General features: G+C 46.3%; 16 protein-coding genes. 12 read left to right on the top strand and 4 right to left on the bottom strand.

All coding sequences use genetic code 11. The annotated features are described in order from the left end of the window. Window positions 1-508: 508 nt before the first annotated feature. Window positions 509-2128 carry a recombinase family protein gene (locus D8Y20_RS12715; RefSeq protein ID WP_121544090.1) on the bottom strand — a complete coding sequence of 540 codons (1620 nt, stop codon included), beginning with the start codon at window positions 2126-2128 and terminating at the stop codon, window positions 509-511. A 282-nt stretch (window positions 2129-2410) separates the two neighbouring features. Here D8Y20_RS12715 and D8Y20_RS12710 point away from each other — a divergent pair, with 282 nt between their 5' ends. From D8Y20_RS12710 to D8Y20_RS13945, 5 genes are all read left to right on the top strand, one after another. Then, window positions 2411-2719: a VOC family protein gene (locus D8Y20_RS12710; RefSeq protein ID WP_236075442.1), complete on the top strand. Its 309-nt coding sequence runs from the start codon at window positions 2411-2413 to the stop codon at window positions 2717-2719. A gap of 237 nt (window positions 2720-2956) precedes the next feature. Further along, complete coding sequence (locus D8Y20_RS12705; protein ID WP_121544089.1) at window positions 2957-4426, top strand: OmpA family protein; 1470 nt, start codon at window positions 2957-2959, stop codon at window positions 4424-4426. Between the two features lie 520 nt (window positions 4427-4946). Further along, window positions 4947-5651: a hypothetical protein gene (locus D8Y20_RS12700; RefSeq protein ID WP_121544088.1), complete on the top strand. Its 705-nt coding sequence runs from the start codon at window positions 4947-4949 to the stop codon at window positions 5649-5651. A gap of 94 nt (window positions 5652-5745) precedes the next feature. Continuing rightward, window positions 5746-6582 carry a hypothetical protein gene (locus D8Y20_RS12695; RefSeq protein WP_147434092.1) on the top strand — a complete coding sequence of 279 codons (837 nt, stop codon included), beginning with the start codon at window positions 5746-5748 and terminating at the stop codon, window positions 6580-6582. 134 nt (window positions 6583-6716) lie between these two features. Further along, the gene (locus D8Y20_RS13945; protein WP_255418426.1) at window positions 6717-6839 is read left to right on the top strand and encodes a hypothetical protein; all 123 of its coding nucleotides are present in this window, start codon (window positions 6717-6719) and stop codon (window positions 6837-6839) included. Window positions 6840-6907: 68 nt separating this feature from the next. Here the strand turns inward: D8Y20_RS13945 and D8Y20_RS12690 are convergent, their stop codons facing one another. Both D8Y20_RS12690 and gltX read right to left on the bottom strand, forming a co-directional pair. Further along, window positions 6908-7687, bottom strand: coding sequence for an SDR family oxidoreductase (locus D8Y20_RS12690; protein ID WP_121544086.1), 780 nt, complete (start codon window positions 7685-7687; stop codon window positions 6908-6910). A gap of 21 nt (window positions 7688-7708) precedes the next feature. Continuing rightward, on the bottom strand, window positions 7709-9097 hold the full coding sequence (gene gltX, locus D8Y20_RS12685) for a glutamate--tRNA ligase (protein WP_121544085.1): 1389 nt from the start codon (window positions 9095-9097) through the stop codon (window positions 7709-7711). Window positions 9098-9283: 186 nt separating this feature from the next. Here gltX and D8Y20_RS12680 point away from each other — a divergent pair, with 186 nt between their 5' ends. The 6 genes from D8Y20_RS12680 to htpG are packed head-to-tail and all read left to right on the top strand — an operon-like array spanning window position 9284 to window position 15236. Beyond that, window positions 9284-10054, top strand: coding sequence for an ABC transporter permease (locus D8Y20_RS12680; RefSeq protein WP_121544084.1), 771 nt, complete (start codon window positions 9284-9286; stop codon window positions 10052-10054). After that, the gene (locus tag D8Y20_RS12675; protein ID WP_121544083.1) at window positions 10051-10956 is read left to right on the top strand and encodes an ABC transporter ATP-binding protein; all 906 of its coding nucleotides are present in this window, start codon (window positions 10051-10053) and stop codon (window positions 10954-10956) included. The genes D8Y20_RS12680 and D8Y20_RS12675 overlap by 4 nt, the downstream gene beginning before the upstream one ends. Next, a complete protein-coding gene (locus tag D8Y20_RS12670; RefSeq protein ID WP_121544082.1) occupies window positions 10953-11873 on the top strand; it encodes an MlaD family protein in 921 nt (306 codons plus the stop codon). Before D8Y20_RS12675 ends, D8Y20_RS12670 begins: the two co-directional genes overlap by 4 nt. A gap of 50 nt (window positions 11874-11923) precedes the next feature. Beyond that, on the top strand, window positions 11924-12652 hold the full coding sequence (locus tag D8Y20_RS12665; protein ID WP_121544081.1) for a lipopolysaccharide assembly protein LapB: 729 nt from the start codon (window positions 11924-11926) through the stop codon (window positions 12650-12652). A 42-nt stretch (window positions 12653-12694) separates the two neighbouring features. Beyond that, window positions 12695-13225 carry a DNA-deoxyinosine glycosylase gene (locus tag D8Y20_RS12660; RefSeq protein WP_121544080.1) on the top strand — a complete coding sequence of 177 codons (531 nt, stop codon included), beginning with the start codon at window positions 12695-12697 and terminating at the stop codon, window positions 13223-13225. Between the two features lie 43 nt (window positions 13226-13268). Beyond that, a complete protein-coding gene (htpG, locus tag D8Y20_RS12655) occupies window positions 13269-15236 on the top strand; it encodes a molecular chaperone HtpG (RefSeq protein ID WP_121544079.1) in 1968 nt (655 codons plus the stop codon). Between the two features lie 283 nt (window positions 15237-15519). On the opposite strand, the gene D8Y20_RS12650 is transcribed toward htpG, so the two are convergent. Beyond that, a complete protein-coding gene (locus D8Y20_RS12650) occupies window positions 15520-16674 on the bottom strand; it encodes an MFS transporter (protein ID WP_121544078.1) in 1155 nt (384 codons plus the stop codon). A 186-nt stretch (window positions 16675-16860) separates the two neighbouring features. Here D8Y20_RS12650 and D8Y20_RS12645 point away from each other — a divergent pair. Next, on the top strand, window positions 16861-17241 hold a 381-nt coding region (locus tag D8Y20_RS12645; RefSeq protein ID WP_147434091.1), incomplete at its 3' end, for a transposase.

Here is a 17241-nt window from a genome sequence, read left to right as displayed (position 1 = left end):
AAAGTATCTATCTTGAATAAATGGCACAACTCTATTTCCCTTGTGTCCCAACGCTTTCCGCCCTGTTCGGGGCAAAAGTGGTACAACTTTTCGTAAAACGAAACAGTAGGGTGTGATACAAAAACCGCTATCGCGATTTTCGTACCGGAATCACCGGCCACAACGCCCATAAATGCCGGTCGGCATTTCTAACGCTGTATCGCATTGAAAAGACAGAAGCCTCTGTGATATGCAAACCTCCTGACGCATGGCCAAATGTAGCCACAGAAAGTGCACTCTGGTCACCGTTTGTTGTAAAAATCCTTATTAGTTTGAAGTAGTTTGTTTCGGAAAGGGGTAAGCCGCCATTCAATATGCCGCACAATTTCTTATAATGAAAAGGCACCGTTAACGAATGTTTACTAGCGTTTACAGCCTTAAACAGGTTTTCGGGCATTGCTGGACTTACCAGCAAGGGGAACTGTTGTGGACACTTGCAAGCAAATGTCCACAACAGTTTGCAGAAAAATCATGCAGCCAGTTTGAGTTCGTCCGCAAACGCATTCATGCCGTTCAGCGTATGCTGAACCACTTCCAAATCAGCCACCGCCGAAAGCATCTCCTCATGTTCTGCAATCAAGATGAACCCTTTTTGCTTGCTGGCCTTGATGTAGTAATACACACCATGCTGATTGAAATAGAGCGTCAGACCGGCATCACGTAAAATCGTGTTTATCTGTGCACGCAGTTGATACAAGGCGCTTACATCACTTTCGGAGGCCAGATCAAAGAAGATGCGGTTCAATCGTTCCACATTTTTTTGGGCTGGCGTAAATATTCGCAGTTCCGCTTCCTTGTTCTCCATCTCCTGCTGAATTTGGCTAACCTCTTTCATGGCTTGCATGTAGCGAACACGTGCATCACCCAACATTGAAACATCATCTACCATGCTGAACAGTTCGGCAAAACGATTCACCTGTTTTTCCGATTCCATCAACTTGCCTTGTAATACTTTCAAATCTGATTCCAGCTTTTGTTTGGAATTACTTTGACCACCAAACACATCAAACCAGTCGATTTCATCTTTCAAAATCAGCAAGGCCGCATTCTCCACGCTTTGATAGTTCCACGTTTTGTTACAGTCACAACCGGATGACAGGTAGTGGTTATCGCATCTCATATAGCCGGCCTGCATTCTGTATGTGGTGCCGCACTCCAGACACTTGCACATGCCGGTGAACAGGTTGGTGAAGTTCTTACCCTTCCTGCCGGCTCCGATATGAGGCGCTTTGCTTTTTTTGATGGCCTGCGCCTTATAGAAATCATCCTCGGAAATGATGGTGGGGTAATAGTATGTGATCGGGTCACCCACGGGGGTTTTATTCTGTTTGGGTTGGTATTCACCCAATACGGCGCGGTTATTGATCACCTTGGCGATATAGGATGGATACCACATGGCCGAAGCGCCAAACGGGGCAATGCCCTGTTCATTGAACATGGCGGCTATTTTACGTTGGCCTGTACCGGCAATGACCATCTTGAAAATCTTGTGAACAATATCCACCCGTTCGGGGATGGTTACAAAACCCTGCTTATCACTGGCCAGACGCAACCAGTATGGTGCGCGGCCTGTTGTCGGAATCTTTTTCTCAATGGCGCGCTTGCGGCGCATATCCCAACTGGCTTCCGCCCGTTTGGATTTCATGGCCGACTCGTCATGGGCGCGACTCAATGAAATCAGGCTGAACACAAGCTGGCCAACGTCATTGATGCTGTCCGCTGTATAGCGCTGACCATCGGCAAGGGTGACGATCTCTACACCGGCAGCCAGAATGGATGAAAACAGTGATAGAGCAGAAAAGACCTGCTGGCGTGATAGTCTATCAAGGCTTTCCAGAATCAGAATTGAACCGTGTTCAATCTGTCCGGCATCAATCAGTTCCATAAACCGTTTGAGAGCACCTTCTGTGGCATTTTTTCCTTTGAATGCGCTAACACCCAGATCACGCAGGGATTCATCCAGCACCAGATTATGCTCTGATGCATATTTGCGACTGGATTCTAATTGACGGCGCAGGCTATCGCCCCTAAGTTGCTCCGGTGTTGAAAATCTGATGTATGAATAGGCTTTCTTTAATTTCGTTGACATGATTGCGGCTCCTGAAGTGTAAAGCCCTTATATATGTCGGTTTCTTATTCGACGACTTTACGACTAATGTAGCAGCAGTGTGTACTCTGCGGTGAAATATACTGAATAATAATTATAAAACAGAGGCTGTTTTAACGCGATTGCCCTGATCAAAGTGCTTGATTATGCTTTGTTCTCCTATATTCTCGAATTACACACTGTCGTTAAAACTAATCAAAGCAGGATAATGGGCGATAGTGTTTATATGAGGAGCCAAAAAATATAAGATATGTGAGGTAACCGATGCTATATGCGAAAGTAATCGATATAAATTATCACAACCCACGTACCAGTGCTAGTCAGTGGAGTTTATCCAGAAACGATTGGCTCATTGAAGAAGTGGATGCTCCTTTTGAATTTATTACTATTCATTCCAATTGCGCAAAACTTAATGAAGTAGCTTCTGTGGATGATGTTGCTGAAACGTTCTTGCGAGGGGGCGGCACGATTGTTCGAGAAAAACTGACCATTGCTGGTGTTGCCTCATTGATCAGTTGCAAAGATAACCATGGACATGTGTTCTCATTTATTGAACAGGAATCCACGCTCTGAACTTTAGGGTGCTGCTAATTTATTCAGCATCTCCTTAGACAACTGCAGTTACAATATAAAGAATTAGATATGCCATGCCGCAGCTGTGAGCAGTTTTCAGCTGCGGTTATATGTGTTGTTACAAGGTCTTTTCTTTAGACCTGTGCGCCAGGTCACAGTCAACAATAATGATATCTGAATAGTTCGGCTCTTTAATCCGCTGCTTTAAATGCAGGGATAGGATAAAGAGGAGTTTATATGTTATTACGTTCATGCATGGCGGGAGTTGTTTTCCTGTCACTTGTTGTTTGTTCCACGTCTATTCAGGCAGCAACAATCGATGAGGCGAAAACTGCAATTGCAGAAGCAGATGCCTTACGTGCCTCTGAGTTTTCACCGAGTCATTTTCAAACTGCGAAAAATCGGCTTGTTCAGGCTGAAAGTCTAAAGCGCTCGGGTAGTGATGCTGGTGAAGTAGATCGCTTGTTGGATGAGTCTAAGCAGGCTGCCAATAAGGCTGCTGCATTAACACAGCAATTTACCCATGATCATGCAGCATTGGTTGAATCGCGGGATAGATTGAGACTGGCTGGAGATGAATATATTCGTGATGACCTGGGTGAGCGTTCAGAGGAAGAGTTTGCCCGTGTTGTTACAGCTTCTGAAGATGGTGATAGCCGGAAAGTAGAGCGTGAAGCAAAAGCGGCCTTGGCATCGTTCCATGCTGCGCAGGTAGTGGCGGCACGTCAGCAGTTTGTTAGTCCTGTAGCGAAAAACATTGCGCAAGCGCGTAATGGTAAGGCGCATAAATTTGCTCCTAAAGCCTTGAAGGAGGCGGTGAAGCTGCAGAAGAAGGTGGAGCGTTTGATTAAAAAGAATCCTGATGCACAGAGTGAGGCTTATGCGTTATCTCAGCAGGGGCTGGATTCTTCTCACCATGCTATACGTATATCTGAACTGGGTGCAAAGTTTGTTCATAAACCTGCCAATATTGAGTCATGGGTTGATGCATCGGATGCACGAATGCAAACAGTTGCTGAAGCAGTAGGTCTGAAATTTGATTCCACACAGAGTCCTGATACGCAGGTGGCTTTGCTTAAACGGGCAGTGGAAGAGATGAAAGCAGAGCATGCGCTACAGATTCAGGATGCAGATCTGCAGTTGCGAGGGCTGAGTGAAAAACTGGCCAAATATGAAGGCAAATTATCTGCCTATGAAGGTGAGCTGTCTGACATGGCTGAGGTGCGCCGGAAACTTCAACTTAAGCGTGAAGCTGAAGCAAAAATCAAACGCCTGACAAAACTATTCGATCCTGAAATGGTGGAGATTTTACTGACACCTGATGCCGATGTTATTTTGCGTATGAAGAAGTTGAACTTTTTAAGTGGTAGTGCCGTGATTCCACCAGAAGCATATGCGTTGTTGGATAATACGATTAAATCGATTGCAATATTCCCGAAACGCTCTGTTCGAATTGAAGGGCACACCGACTTTATGGGAGCCAATGCATACAACCAGGACCTTTCCGAACGTCGCGCCAATGCGGTACGTGACTATCTGCTTCTGCAAGTGCCTGGAAGTGATGCCCGCTTTTTTGCTATCGGGCATGGTGAAGAGAAGCCGATTGCCAATAATGAAACAGCAGAAGGGCGCACGAAGAACCGTCGCATTGACATTGTGCTGATTGCGCCATTGGCCGGTCAGGTGGGTGAGCAGCCACCATTGTAATATATGGATAAGTGAAAGAGGGGGGCGCAGTTCATTCTGCGCCCCCTTTTTTATGTGTTAACGTGTGTATGAACTCAATCATAGAAGAACAGTGGTAACAGCAAAATTGTGATAATGCTTAACATAAGCCGAACGCTTTCACGATGCGGGTTTTATCTGCTTAGCACTTTCAATAAGCATAAGTATATGAGCTTGTGAGATGGCATGACTGAGAAAGGGGTGATGCTGTGGCTGTTTGTGAGCAATAATGGCATTGAAATTGCTTTGTCATAATGAGGTTTTTGAAGCAGGAGCTGAAGATGATTTATATATGGTGGGCGTTTTGTATATGTGCTGATTTGACGTGTGATCTAAAGTAATTCCGTTTGTTGCCGATATTTGATTAGATCAAATGAGCTCTCAGAATAGTACTAAAGTCGTATTGTTGGTGAATTGTGAACTACCTAGAATACAGCATATCTTTGTAAGTTGAGATTATTTCGGATGGTTGCAAGACCACGAAGGTTATAGAGGAGAAAATATGAAAAATAGTGCACTGGTAATTTTCTTTGCCGCCATGCTGACGTTCGCATTCAGCAGTGGAACAGGAACATTTAGTTTGGATATTCCATTGGCAAATGCAAAATCGGATAGTGAAAAGTCTGATAGCAAGTCTGAATCTAAATCAGATAGTAATTCCAAATCAAAGGGCAATGCGGACTCGGATAAAAAAGTAACGATTTGCCATGATACATCGAAACCCGATGTTGCATCATCAAACGAATCGGAGAGCAAGTCTGACAGTAAATCCAGCGCGAAATCTGACAGCAAGTCAAACTCTGATAGCAAATCCAAATCGAAGTCGGAGAAAGAAAAATCCGATAAAGAAAAGTCTGATAGTAAATCCAGTTCGAAGTCTGACAGTAATTCAAAATCTGACAGTAAGTCCGGTTCAAGTAGTAGCTCCAGTCAAAGCAGTAGTTCAAACAGCGACACCAGTTGTACTCCTGCCAAGAAAACTATTACTATCACAGTAAGTACATCGGCTTGGGCAGCTCATTTAGCCCATGGTGATTCACTGGGAGCATGCACAACGACTGCGCCAAGCTGTGTTTGTCCTTTAGGATCATGTTCTTGTACTTGTGCTGATGGTACGCCGGGTGATCCAAACCCGGATACGACAACGACATCAGGCACCGGTACAACATCATCTCCATCAGCACACCGTGAAATCAGGAGTCAATAAGATTCATTGATGGGTGAATAAACACTAACGGCGTCTCTCCTTGTATAAGGTCAGACGCCGTTTTTTTTGTGATAAGGTAAGCTTGTTGTGTTGAATGACTAAGGGAGATTGGATGTTGGATGAGAAGCAGCATTTAAACGTAGATGCCGATCATGTGAGCAGGCAATTGTTAATGATTCTGGTGGGCTGCGAGCTGATGCTTGTGTTGCTCGATATCGTGATTAATTATATGGAAATCATCCCATATAAATCGATGCATGCGCTTTTTAATATTGCCAGGGAAGATGGTTTGGCCGGTTGGTTTATGACGTCGCAGACCATGATTGCAGCGCTCGTCTTATGGTTTATCTATTATTTAAGTCACCACATTGATGGTATTACGGCTTTCTATCGCAGGAGCTGGTTGATTCTGGCACTTTTTTTCAGTTATATGTCGGCCGATGATGGGGCTGTGATTCATGAGCGTATGGGGACGATGTTCGAAGATATGATGGCTAATCCCGATGCACTGACTGATCCGGGCTTGCTTACCAGATGGCTGGATCTGTTCCCCAGTTATGAGTGGCAGTTTTTATTGCCGATTTTTGCACTGATTGGGCTCTATATGCTCTATTTTTTATGGAAAGTGCTGGGGGTATCGCGCGCTCTGATAATGGTGTTGGCGGCATTTTCATCGCTTTCCGTAGCCGTGGTGCTTGATTTCATAGAGGGCATGCCGCCAGAGCACGCGTATAATCTATATAGTTGGTTAAAACAGACCTATATGCTGGAAGATTATACTGTTGATCATTTTGCAAAATCTCTGGAAGAGTCTCTGGAAATGCTGGGGATCAGTCTGTTCCTTGCAGTCTTTGTTGCTCAGATCAAACTTATGTTGCCTGAGAACTTTAGTATTCATTTACAGGCCTCGAAGGGATTACCTGAGAAATAAACTTTGATCATTCTTACAGATAAACCGACATGATGTGTATGAGTGTTTTCTTCTGATATCTGGTGATATGTATCACATCTGCAATCAAATCGGGCCTTAGACTTCATGCTTATCGCAAGACCAAGGAGACTGATATGATGAATCAAGCTATGAAGTCAGAACATGAGAATAATGGTGATGTAAGAAGTAATCTGGAAATTGTAGCCATGGTGACAGTTCTGGTCGGTTTCATTGGAATTACGAACGCTATATTTTAGCATTGACTAAAATATTCAATGTTTAAAAGAGCCACCCTTTGGGTGGCTTTTTTGTGTCTTTTTTTTGCTTATTTTAGAATTTTGGCCGTAATCGCAGTGATCATTGCCCTGGGAGCTGTGCGTAGAGAGAAAACCCGAAGTCGGTTAAACAAGCCATGCACAATCAGTGTTTTTTCATGGTGCATGGCTTGATAACCTTCAAGTGCAACGTTTGCTGCCGATGGCAGTTGCTTGTCTTTAACCAAACCTGAATCTTCCATTGTGGCTTGACTGAAGAACTCGGTTTGGGTCGCGCCGGGGCATAAACATGTGGCTGTCACTCCACTCTGTTTTAATTCATAGGCCAGCGCTTCAGAGTAGGATAAAACATAGGCTTTGCTGGCAAAGTAGGCAGCCATACCCGGTCCGGGTTGAAAGGCGGCTGTGGAGGCTATGTTAAGAATGCGGCCAAAACCACGTTGCTTCATGGCAGGCAACATGCTTCGGCAAAGATGGCTCAGTGCGATCATGTTCAGTTGTAACATGCCATCTGTTGCAGTCCAGTCATTGTTGGCAATATCACCGAATTGACCACAGCCGGCATTGTTTACCAGATAATCAACCACTACATTTTGCTCAGTAATCTCAGCCAATAACTGAGTGCGTGAGACACTGTCAGAGAGGTCACAGGCAAATAGTGTTACCTTAACTGATTTTGATAGTTCGTTTTTCAGCGCCTCAAGTCTGTCCAAGCGGCGCGCCACCAGAATTAAAGGGATACCATCAGCAGCAAACAGACGCGCAAGCTCAAGCCCGATACCACTTGAGGCACCCGTGATCAGGGCAAAATGTGGATTGCTTTTGCTCATGAATTCAGTGTGAACAATGCATTATGCTTTTAATACGGCCATTCCAGCTTTTAATCGCTGCAGCGTTTCCTCTTTACCCAACAGTCCAAGGGTGAGGTCTATCGGAGGAGAAACGGGGCCACCAGCAACCAGAATGCGAACCGGTTGAGCAAGTTTTCCCATACCCATGCCTGCTTTTTCACAAATCTCACCAATCAATGCGTGCGCCGCTTCACCCGAGAAATCATCCATGGCATCGATCGCGGTGATGAAGGTTTCAATCAGGGGCCAGGTACCATCCTTGAAATTCTTTTTAACAGCTTTTTCCTGGTATGTTGTTGGAGCCTGATAAAAGAAGCGTGCACCTTCTGTCAGGTCAAGCAGGTTTTTTGAACGCTCCTGCAGAGATGAGATGACCGGCTCCAGATCAGGGCCGCTGGTTACATCAAGATTGAGAAGCTGAGTAACAGCATCAACAAGATCTGCTGGTTTAGCATTACGCAAGTATTGCCCATTGAGCCAATCGAGTTTTTGTTGATCGAAACGGGCAGCAGCTTTACCGACCTGAGTGAGATCAAAGAGTTCAATCAACTGCTGACGTGAGAACACCTCTTCATCGCCATGTGACCACCCCAATCTAGCCAGATAATTGTTTACGGCATCGGCCAGGTATCCCTGTTCACGATATTCGGTGATAGCCACAGCACCATGACGTTTGGACATTTTGGCACCATCGGGCCCATGAATGAGCGGAATATGGGCGAACTGAGGCATGGTCAGTTTAAGCGCATGATAGAGCTGAATTTGGCGTGGTGTATTGTTGAGATGATCAGAACCACGTACAACGTGAGAAATACCCATGTCGGCATCATCAACTACTACAGCCAGATTATAGGTCGGAGTGCCATCGGTGCGCAGTAGAATCAGATCATCGAGTTCTGCATTAGGGAAACTGACGTGACCAAGCACAAGATCATTGACCACGGTTTCTCCTTCATCGGGTGAGCGGAAACGGATGACATAGGGTTGATCGGCAGGTTGATCATTGCGGTGGCGGCAGCGGCCATCATACATCGGTTTTTTGCCTGCGCTGCGCTGCGATTCGCGCATGTCATCAAGCGTATCCTTGCTGCAATAACAGCGGTAGGCATCACCTTGCTTGATGAGCTGATTCACAGCATCAATATGTTGATCCTGACGTGCCGCCTGAAATACAGGTTCACCGTCCCAGTTCAGCCCTAACCATGACAGGCCATCCAAAATGACTTCAGTGGCCTCATCGGTTGATCGTTCGCGATCTGTATCTTCAATACGTAATACAAATTCACCACCATGATGGCGAGCATACAGCCAGGCAAACAGGGCAGTGCGGGCACCGCCAATATGCAACATGCCGGTAGGTGAGGGTGCGAAACGAGTGCGAACAGTCATGAGTTCTCCAAAGAAAAGTGCGTTAATAATAAAAAAGAGCCGCAAGGTACTCCGAACAGTCGATAATTTCACTATCGTTTTGTATGAAATAAGGGCAATATAAGACCAATAGGGCGGACTTGCGGGAGGAATCATGCTGTTGAGTGAGACCCTGAAGGGCGTACAGATGCGCATGCGTGTAAGCTGATGTTGATATTGCAGAGTATTGGTGCAGCTACCGAACGGCTGGCGCATGCTTTTGGATTGTATCCCTTGATGATGGCTAAGGTGTTGGCGCGTATGCGCAAACCGCCATGGTTTTTTGCGCTGATCATTCGGCAATGTGAAAAGGTTGGTGTGCAATCCTTACCCGTGGCTCTGTTAACTGCTGTGTTCACGGGCATGGTCATGGCGCTGCAATCCTGGGTTGCTTTTCACCGTTTTGGTGCGGAAAGCATGATTGCCACGGTGGTGTCGTTATCGATTCTGCGCGAGCTGGGGCCTGTGTTGGTCGGATTGATGGTGGCTGGCCGGGTTGGAGCATCTTTTGCTGCTGAACTTGGTACCATGCGTGTGTCCGAGCAAATTGACGCCTTATGGACCCTGTCAACGGATCCTGTGCGTTATTTGGTTATGCCAAGGCTGATTGCTGTGATTGTAATGATGCCGTTGCTGGTGGTGCTGGCAGATGCTGTTGGTATGTTCGGTGGTTATGTTATCAGCGTGCATGTGCTGGATCAGAACCCGCATACTTATCTTCGCAACTCCTTTGAATACCTTCAATTGATCGATTTCTATTCGGGGCTGCTCAAGGCGGCTGTGTTTGGTTTTATCATTGGTCTGGTCAGTTGTGCTGAAGGATATTATTGCGCTGGTGGTGCTGCCGGCGTTGGCCAGGCGACAACACGTGCGGTAGTGATCAGTGCGATGAGTATTCTGATCGCGGATTACATTCTCACAGCGTGGATATTCCAATGAGCGATTACTCTCTGTTCGGGGACACTCAAATTGCGCCGAATTGCGGAAAAACAGTAAAGCAAGGCGGTGGTGCTGAAAAGCCATTTGATGATCAAAGGGCACCAAAAATAAGCCTGCGCAATGTGCATAAATCATTTAAAGGGCGCAAAGTACTGGATGATATTTCGATGGATATCATGCCTGGCGAATCGCATGTTGTGATAGGTCTTTCAGGAGCAGGTAAGAGTGTGTTGATCAAATGCATCCTTGGTCTTCTAAGGCCTGATTCAGGTACGATTTTGATCAATGGTGAAGACTGGTTCGACATGTCGATTGAAGAACGTTTAAGGCGCATGCCCTGTATTGGAGTGTTGTTTCAGGGGGCGGCACTATTTGATTCGATGTGTGTGTGGGAAAATGTTGCCTTCGTACTGTTGCAACAATCGATGCCTCGTGTTGATGCGCGTAAACAGGCAGAGCAGATGCTGGAGATGGTTGGGCTTCCGGGCATTGGTGACAAAATGCCGGCAGAGCTGTCCGGCGGTATGAAAAAACGTGTGGGTCTGGCGCGGGCTATTTGTCATCGACCAGAAATTGTTTTTTATGATGAACCACTGGCAGGGCTCGATCCGGTCATGTCCGATGTCATTACGATTTTGTTAAAACGGTTACATGAGACCATGAATGTTACGTCTCTGACTATCGCCCACAATATGAAGCTGGTTCAGGCGTTCAGCGATCAGGTCAGTATGTTGTATGAAGGAAAGATTTATGCACAGGTATCTGCGCAGGAGTTACAAGAAACGAAAGACCCATTGATAAGGCAGTTTGTCGAGGGTAGGGCAGAAGGTCCGATTCGCTTTGGCTTCGAAAGCGAAATGTCAGGACAACCGGATGCGAACGATAAAGGAGAGGCAACATGAATTCACAAACGCGATTGGGAGCATTTGTATTGATTGCTTTGATTACGCTTGCCCTGTTTAGCAGCAAAATCGGAGGCTTCCAGTGGGGCGAAGCGGAGGGTACAAGCATCAATGCTACCTTCAGTGATGCTTCGGGTGTTGATGTGCAAACGCCGGTATTTATGGCCGGTGTGCAGGTCGGAGCAGTAGAGTCGATTATACTTGATAATAATCAGGCGTTGGTGAATTTGTTGATTCAACCCGGTATTCAGTTGCCTGCCTCCACCAGGGCGCATATTGCCGGTGGAGGGCTGGTGGGAGAAAAATATATCTCACTGAGGGCGACTGCGGGCGATAAAAAACCGCTAGCAGGAGCCTCCATCCCTGTCTCTGACGGTGGTGATTTGCGTGATATGATTAGCAGGGCATCGAGTTTAACAGAAGATGCCAATGCGTTTTTTAATAAAGCAGAGAACATCACGGATAGCATTCATGCGATGCTGGATGAGAACCGTACTGATATTCAGACCGCTACACATGGTCTTGCTCTGTTGGTAGAGGAAAACCGCCCCGACATCCGTAGTGCAACGCATGAGCTGGCAGGGGCTGTGAAAGAGAATCGCAAACAGATAAAACAGTTGATGAATACGTTGCCGAAAACGGCTAAGGCCGGAGAGGCGTTTTTTAAACAGGGTACGGTGGCTATGCGCGATCTGCATATGCTGATGATGGATAATCGTGAGAACCTCTATCGAACGCTCTATGAACTGCGACTGGCCTCTGAAAATATTGAAGCGTTTAGCGATGATGTTCGCAGAAATCCGTGGAAATTGATGAAGAAAAAACCGGAAATCAAAGCGGATAAACGGGATCGTCAACGTCGTATGGAAGAGATGTTGATGACTACGGGGCGCATGGGGCTGGAGGGAGAACATTAGATGCCACTGTTCATCATGAGAGGGCTGCTCAGCGCTGTGCTTGCTGTTGTATGTATGCATACTCTCCTGCTTTAGCTGCAAGCCCGTATGAATCAGCCTTGCAATTGATTGCAATCGGTCAGATCACAGAGGCAAGAAGAGCCTTGAGAACTGAGCTGCGCATGCGCCCCGAGCATCTTGAAGCGCGTTATAATCTGGCTTTGTTGTTAGAAGATATTGGTCATGCGGATGATGCGTTAGCACTATACAAAGAAAATTTATCGTTGGGCTGGCATCTACCCAGCCTGGTGAATCTTGCAGCATTGCTTGAGAAGCAGGGCGAGATTGATTCGGCACGCAGTTGGTTAGAAAAGGCGACAATGAAGATGCATGACGAAGCGGCGCCATGGTATCTGTTGGCCGCGATGGCAGAAAAAAAAGGCGATATAAGCACGGCTCGTTCCTATTTTTATAAAGCCACCAAAGTCGATGCGCTCAATGGTTTTGCATGGTTTCACCTGGCGGCATTTAAATTTCGACAGCATAGTGGTGATGATGGGTTAAAAAATGCGGCAAAGGCGATGCGTTTGTTGCCACATTGTGCACCATGTTGGCAAACATACGGGGATATGCTTCAAGCACGAAAAAAACATCAACAGGCTATGGTTGCTTATCAGAAGAGTATTGCTATTGCGCCTTCAAATGAAACGAGAAAGCATCTGATTGTCACGCTGCGCAGTCTGGGTGAACATAGACGTGCTAATGCCATGCAGCGCATTGTCGATATCGGCAAGCCATAATCTACACTTGTTGGATTCGTTGAAGCGTGTAACGCTTGCTCGATGCCAGATATCGGATTTCCTTATGTCGCCAAACCTGATGCGCGCGTACTTATCTTGGGTTCAATGCCCGGTCAGAAGTCCTTGGCTTTACAGCAATATTATGGTCACGCGCAGAATAGTTTTTGGCCCATTATGGCTGAATTGTTCGATTTTTCTGTTGAGCTGGATTATCAGTCACGGTTGAGCTGTTTGTTGGATCAACATATCGCACTGTGGGATGTGGCCCATCAATGTGTGCGACTGGGTAGTCTGGATCAGGCCATTGAAATGGATACGGTGGTGGCCAATGATTTTGCAGGGTTCTTTGTCGAACATCCGCATGTGACTGCAATATTTTTTAATGGGCGCAAGGCAGAACAGCTTTTTCAGCGCTTAATCATGCGCGCACAAGATCAATGCCAGAAGATGCTCGTGCCAACATTGCGTATGCATCTATTGCCATCGACGAGCCCCGCTCATGCCAGCATCTCACGCCAACAGAAGTGTAGTGAGTGGAGCATGATCAAAGAGACCCTTGAAATGCGATCATAAAGACCCTATCTATCTCATTCATAAAAACGTTCTAGGAGACCGCATGACAGCAACTGCAGCAAAAGAGACCCGTGCATTTCAGACCGAGGTAAAGCAACTATTGGATTTGATGATCCACTCGCTCTATTCGAATAAAGAAATTTTTCTACGCGAATTAATTTCCAATGCATCTGATGCCGCTGATAAACTGCGTTTTGAAGCGACCAAAGACGATGCTTTGAATGAAGGTGATTCAGATCTACACGTCTATATCGATGTGGATAAAGAAGCGCGTACCATCACTATCCGTGATAACGGAATCGGCATGAGCCGCGATGAAGTGGTGAGTAATATTGGTACGATTGCACGTTCAGGTACCAAAGAATTTTTCGGTCAATTGACCGGTGATCAGGAACAGGATGCCCATCTTATCGGCCAGTTCGGTGTTGGCTTTTACTCCTCATTCTTGATTGCTGATAAGGTAACATTAACTACGCGTCGTGCCGGTCTGACCAAAGAGCACGGTGTACACTGGGAATCTGCCGGTGATGGCGAATATGAGTTGGACACGGTAGAAAAAGAGACTCGCGGTACTGAAATCGTATTGCATCTGCGCGAAGAAGCTGATGAGTATCTTGATGCCTGGCGTTTGAAATCTATCATTCATAAATATGCGGATCATATCCCGTTCCCGATTCGTATGATGGGTGTACCGGTTCCTGCTGCAGAAGGTGAAGAAGAGACACCGGCGGTAGTGGAAACCGTGAATCAGGCTTCCGCACTCTGGACACGTCCAAAATCAGAATTGACTGACGAAGATTATAATAACTTTTATAAACATATCGGTCATGACTTTGAAGATCCAATGGCACACTTGCATCAGAAGTTGGAAGGCAAGTATGAATACAGCCTGCTGCTCTATCTGCCAAAACGCGCGCCATTTGATCTATGGCAGGCCGAAGCAAAACATGGTGTGAAACTGTATGTGCGCCGTGTGTTTATCATGGAAGCCTCCGAAGATCTGTTGCCACGTTATTTGCGTTTTGTGCGCGGTGTGATGGATACCAATGATTTGCCGTTGAATGTGTCACGTGAAATTTTGCAGAAGAGTCCGGCGATGGATGCCATGAAAAAGGGCGCAACCAAACGTGTCTTGGCCATGTTGGAAGATATGGTGAAGAACTCACCGCTTGCTGATGATGACAGTTCTGATATCACCGAAGCTGAGATTGTGGGTGAAGAGAAAGAAGAGAGCAGTGTAAATTACGCTGATTTCTGGAGTGAATTTGGTAACTGCCTGAAAGAGGGCATTATTGAAGATGACGCGAATCGTGATCGCATTGCCAAACTGCTACGTTTCTCAACCACGTCATCGGATGATCAAACGGTAGCGTTGAGTGATTACGTTGAACGCATGCAGGAAGGTCAGGATACCATCTACTTTATTACGGCTGAAAATCTGGCTGCCGCCAAACATAGCCCGCATCTGGAAGTATTCCGTAAGAAAGGTGTCGAAGTTGTGCTGTTGCATGATCGTATCGATGAATGGCTGACCTCACACCTGACTGAGTTTGATGGTAAGAAACTGCAGTCCATCGCCAAGGGTGAGCTTGATCTATCAGGCATCGGCGAAAATGCTGATGAAGAGAAGAAAGCGCATGAAGAAAAAGCCAAAGCAGCAGAACCTGCGGTAGAGAAAATTAAAGAATCGCTGGGTGATAAAGTGAAAGATGTACGTGTTACCGATCGATTGACTGAATCACCTGCATGTTTGGTATCGGATCAATTTGATATGAGCTCGAATATGGAGCGCATTCTTAAACAGGCAGGTCAGAATGTGCCGGATATGAAACCGATTCTGGAAATCAATCCCGATCATGAGCTTATTCAGCGTCTGTCTAAAATGCGTTCAAAAGACAAAATTAATGATTTCTCAAGTATTTTGTTTGATCAGGCCGTCTTGGCCGAAGGCGCATTGCCGGAAGATCCAGCTGGTTTTGTGCGCAAGGTCAATGCTTTGCTGAAACAGTAATCAGTAACTGCCTTCATCATGAACGGCTCTTTTATGGAAACATAAAAGGGCCGTTTTTTTTGTGTTGAGTTCAGTGCAGATGCATTATTCAAAATACTTACCGCAAAGTACGCAGAGTTACGCAAAGTAAAAGATTAGACATATTGGACTGGTCACTGTTCAGTATGTTCTAGGGGCGCCTGTTTTTTTTGATTTGATGCTATCATTCTGAGTGACAAATAAAGTTAACACTAATAATGCATTTGACTCTACTCCGCGTACTCTGCGGTGAAATGCTTTAGATTTATTCCTTCATTGTGATCGTATGATTGATGTTGCGCAGTAACAGGCATAGCGGAATACCTAACAAGGCAACCAACGCACAGAGATAAAAGGCTGTAGTAAAACCAAAAGCACTGGCAATCAGGCCGCAACCCATGATGCCAATGGTACTGCCCAGCCCGAAACCTGCGGCAGAAAACAGGCCCTGTGCCGCGGCATGACGCGAGTCGGGAGATAGACGTTTTACCCATGCAATAGCTGCAACATGGAATGCTGCAAAGGTTGCCGCATGCAAGAGCTGTAACAGAACGAGTAGTACCGGGTCTGTGGTCAAAGCAATGCCAAACCAGCGCAGTGATGCGAGTAGCAGACAGATGGTGAAAACAAGTGCGGGGGCAGCTGCCTGCAGTGCTTTTGACCAGCGCCACATGAGTATGATTTCAGCCACCACACCGATGACCCAATAGATGCCAATCTGCCCGCCTGAATAGCCTGCCTCTGACAGATAGAGGCTAAAGAAGCCATAATATGCACCATGAGATACCTGCATGATGAAAGAGATGGCCAACAGGGTATAAAATGTTTTTGAAAAGGCAGTGGATTCTAAGGTTTCCACTGCTACTGGTTTGAACATGGGAAAACCGATGGATGCAAATACCAGAATCAACATCAATACCCCAAGCACGATGGGGAATGCCTGGATATAATCGCCAACAAGCCATAAACCGCCGGCCAATGAGGTGATCACAAAACCAATGGAGCCCCAGACACGCAGACGGCCATAATCGGCTCCATCTGATTCAGATACCGTAATCGATAGCCCGTCAGTGAGCGGTAATATGGTGGCCCAGAAAACACCAAATAGCAGCACGATGATGGCAAACAAGACAATGTGCTCTGAAAGACCGAACAAAAAAGCCGTAAGTGCAGCCAGTGCCGATGCGATGACAATGAATCGATGTGTGGCGGCTGCTGATCGGCCATCCAGCACATGCCCGATCCACGGCGGAGCGATGACCTTGGCCAGAGCAATCAGCCCTGTCATGAGGCCGATCATGGCGGCATCAAATCCTCGATCATCCAGATAGAGCGGAAAGAAGGGCAGGATTAGCCCCATGGCTGCAAAGTATGCAGCATAAAACAGCCTGATTTTGTTGAGTGATTGGTGGGTTACCATGGTGCGTGGAAGCTAGTGCGCCAGAGCTCGAATAGGAATCCATAGCATGCATGTGTGTCGTGTCAAAAAGGGTAAGGGAAGTTCGCTTGGCTTTATCTGTATTAGCGACTGCTAACGGCCCAGAGTGTGTGAAAACGCTGATCAATAATGGTATAATTATCTCACAACGTCTTGTGGGGTATTTTCATGAAACGATTTGTTGTTGGAGAAAGCCGCAGTCAAAGCACGCTGTTTCCTGAGTTGCTTGATGATTATGTAACTGAAGACAATCCTGTTCGAGTGATCGATGTTTTAGTTGATGAGTTGGATATGCGAGGGCTTGGTTTTAATGGCGTAGACCCGCAAGCAACAGGTCGTCCTGCGTATCACCCTGCGACCTTGTTGAAGCTCTATGTTTACGGATACCTGAACCGAATCCAATCAAGTCGACGCCTTGAACGTGAAAGTCAGCGTAATGTTGAGGTGATGTGGCTAACTGGCCGGCTAATGCCGGACTTCAAAACGATAGCAGACTTCCGCAAAGATAATGGTAAGGCGATACAAAACGTATGCCGCGAGTTTGTGGTT

It is taken from the genome of Mariprofundus sp. EBB-1, assembly GCF_003665155.1.
GTDB lineage: Bacteria > Pseudomonadota > Zetaproteobacteria > Mariprofundales > Mariprofundaceae > Mariprofundus.
The sequence above is the reverse complement of the archived record's forward strand: the minus strand, read 5'-3'. Positions and strand labels throughout refer to the sequence as shown.

Bases quoted from the DNA above. Each gene is read 5' to 3' on its own strand.
- D8Y20_RS12705 (WP_121544089.1), top strand. From the start codon at position 2,957: ATGTTATTACGTTCATGCATGGCGGGAGTTGTTTTCCTGTCACTTGTT.
- D8Y20_RS12700 (WP_121544088.1), top strand. From the start codon at position 4,947: ATGAAAAATAGTGCACTGGTAATTTTCTTTGCCGCCATGCTGACGTTC.
- htpG (WP_121544079.1), top strand. From the start codon at position 13,269: ATGACAGCAACTGCAGCAAAAGAGACCCGTGCATTTCAGACCGAGGTA.
- gltX (WP_121544085.1), bottom strand. From the start codon at position 9,097: ATGACTGTTCGCACTCGTTTCGCACCCTCACCTACCGGCATGTTGCAT.
- D8Y20_RS13945 (WP_255418426.1), top strand. From the start codon at position 6,717: ATGATGAATCAAGCTATGAAGTCAGAACATGAGAATAATGGTGATGTA.
- D8Y20_RS12695 (WP_147434092.1), top strand. From the start codon at position 5,746: ATGACTAAGGGAGATTGGATGTTGGATGAGAAGCAGCATTTAAACGTA.
- D8Y20_RS12690 (WP_121544086.1), bottom strand. From the start codon at position 7,687: ATGAGCAAAAGCAATCCACATTTTGCCCTGATCACGGGTGCCTCAAGT.
- D8Y20_RS12675 (WP_121544083.1), top strand. From the start codon at position 10,051: ATGAGCGATTACTCTCTGTTCGGGGACACTCAAATTGCGCCGAATTGC.
- D8Y20_RS12710 (WP_236075442.1), top strand. From the start codon at position 2,411: ATGCTATATGCGAAAGTAATCGATATAAATTATCACAACCCACGTACC.
- D8Y20_RS12680 (WP_121544084.1), top strand. From the start codon at position 9,284: ATGTTGATATTGCAGAGTATTGGTGCAGCTACCGAACGGCTGGCGCAT.
- D8Y20_RS12715 (WP_121544090.1), bottom strand. From the start codon at position 2,128: ATGTCAACGAAATTAAAGAAAGCCTATTCATACATCAGATTTTCAACA.
- D8Y20_RS12670 (WP_121544082.1), top strand. From the start codon at position 10,953: ATGAATTCACAAACGCGATTGGGAGCATTTGTATTGATTGCTTTGATT.
- D8Y20_RS12660 (WP_121544080.1), top strand. From the start codon at position 12,695: ATGCCAGATATCGGATTTCCTTATGTCGCCAAACCTGATGCGCGCGTA.
- D8Y20_RS12665 (WP_121544081.1), top strand. From the start codon at position 11,924: ATGTATGCATACTCTCCTGCTTTAGCTGCAAGCCCGTATGAATCAGCC.
- D8Y20_RS12650 (WP_121544078.1), bottom strand. From the start codon at position 16,674: ATGGTAACCCACCAATCACTCAACAAAATCAGGCTGTTTTATGCTGCA.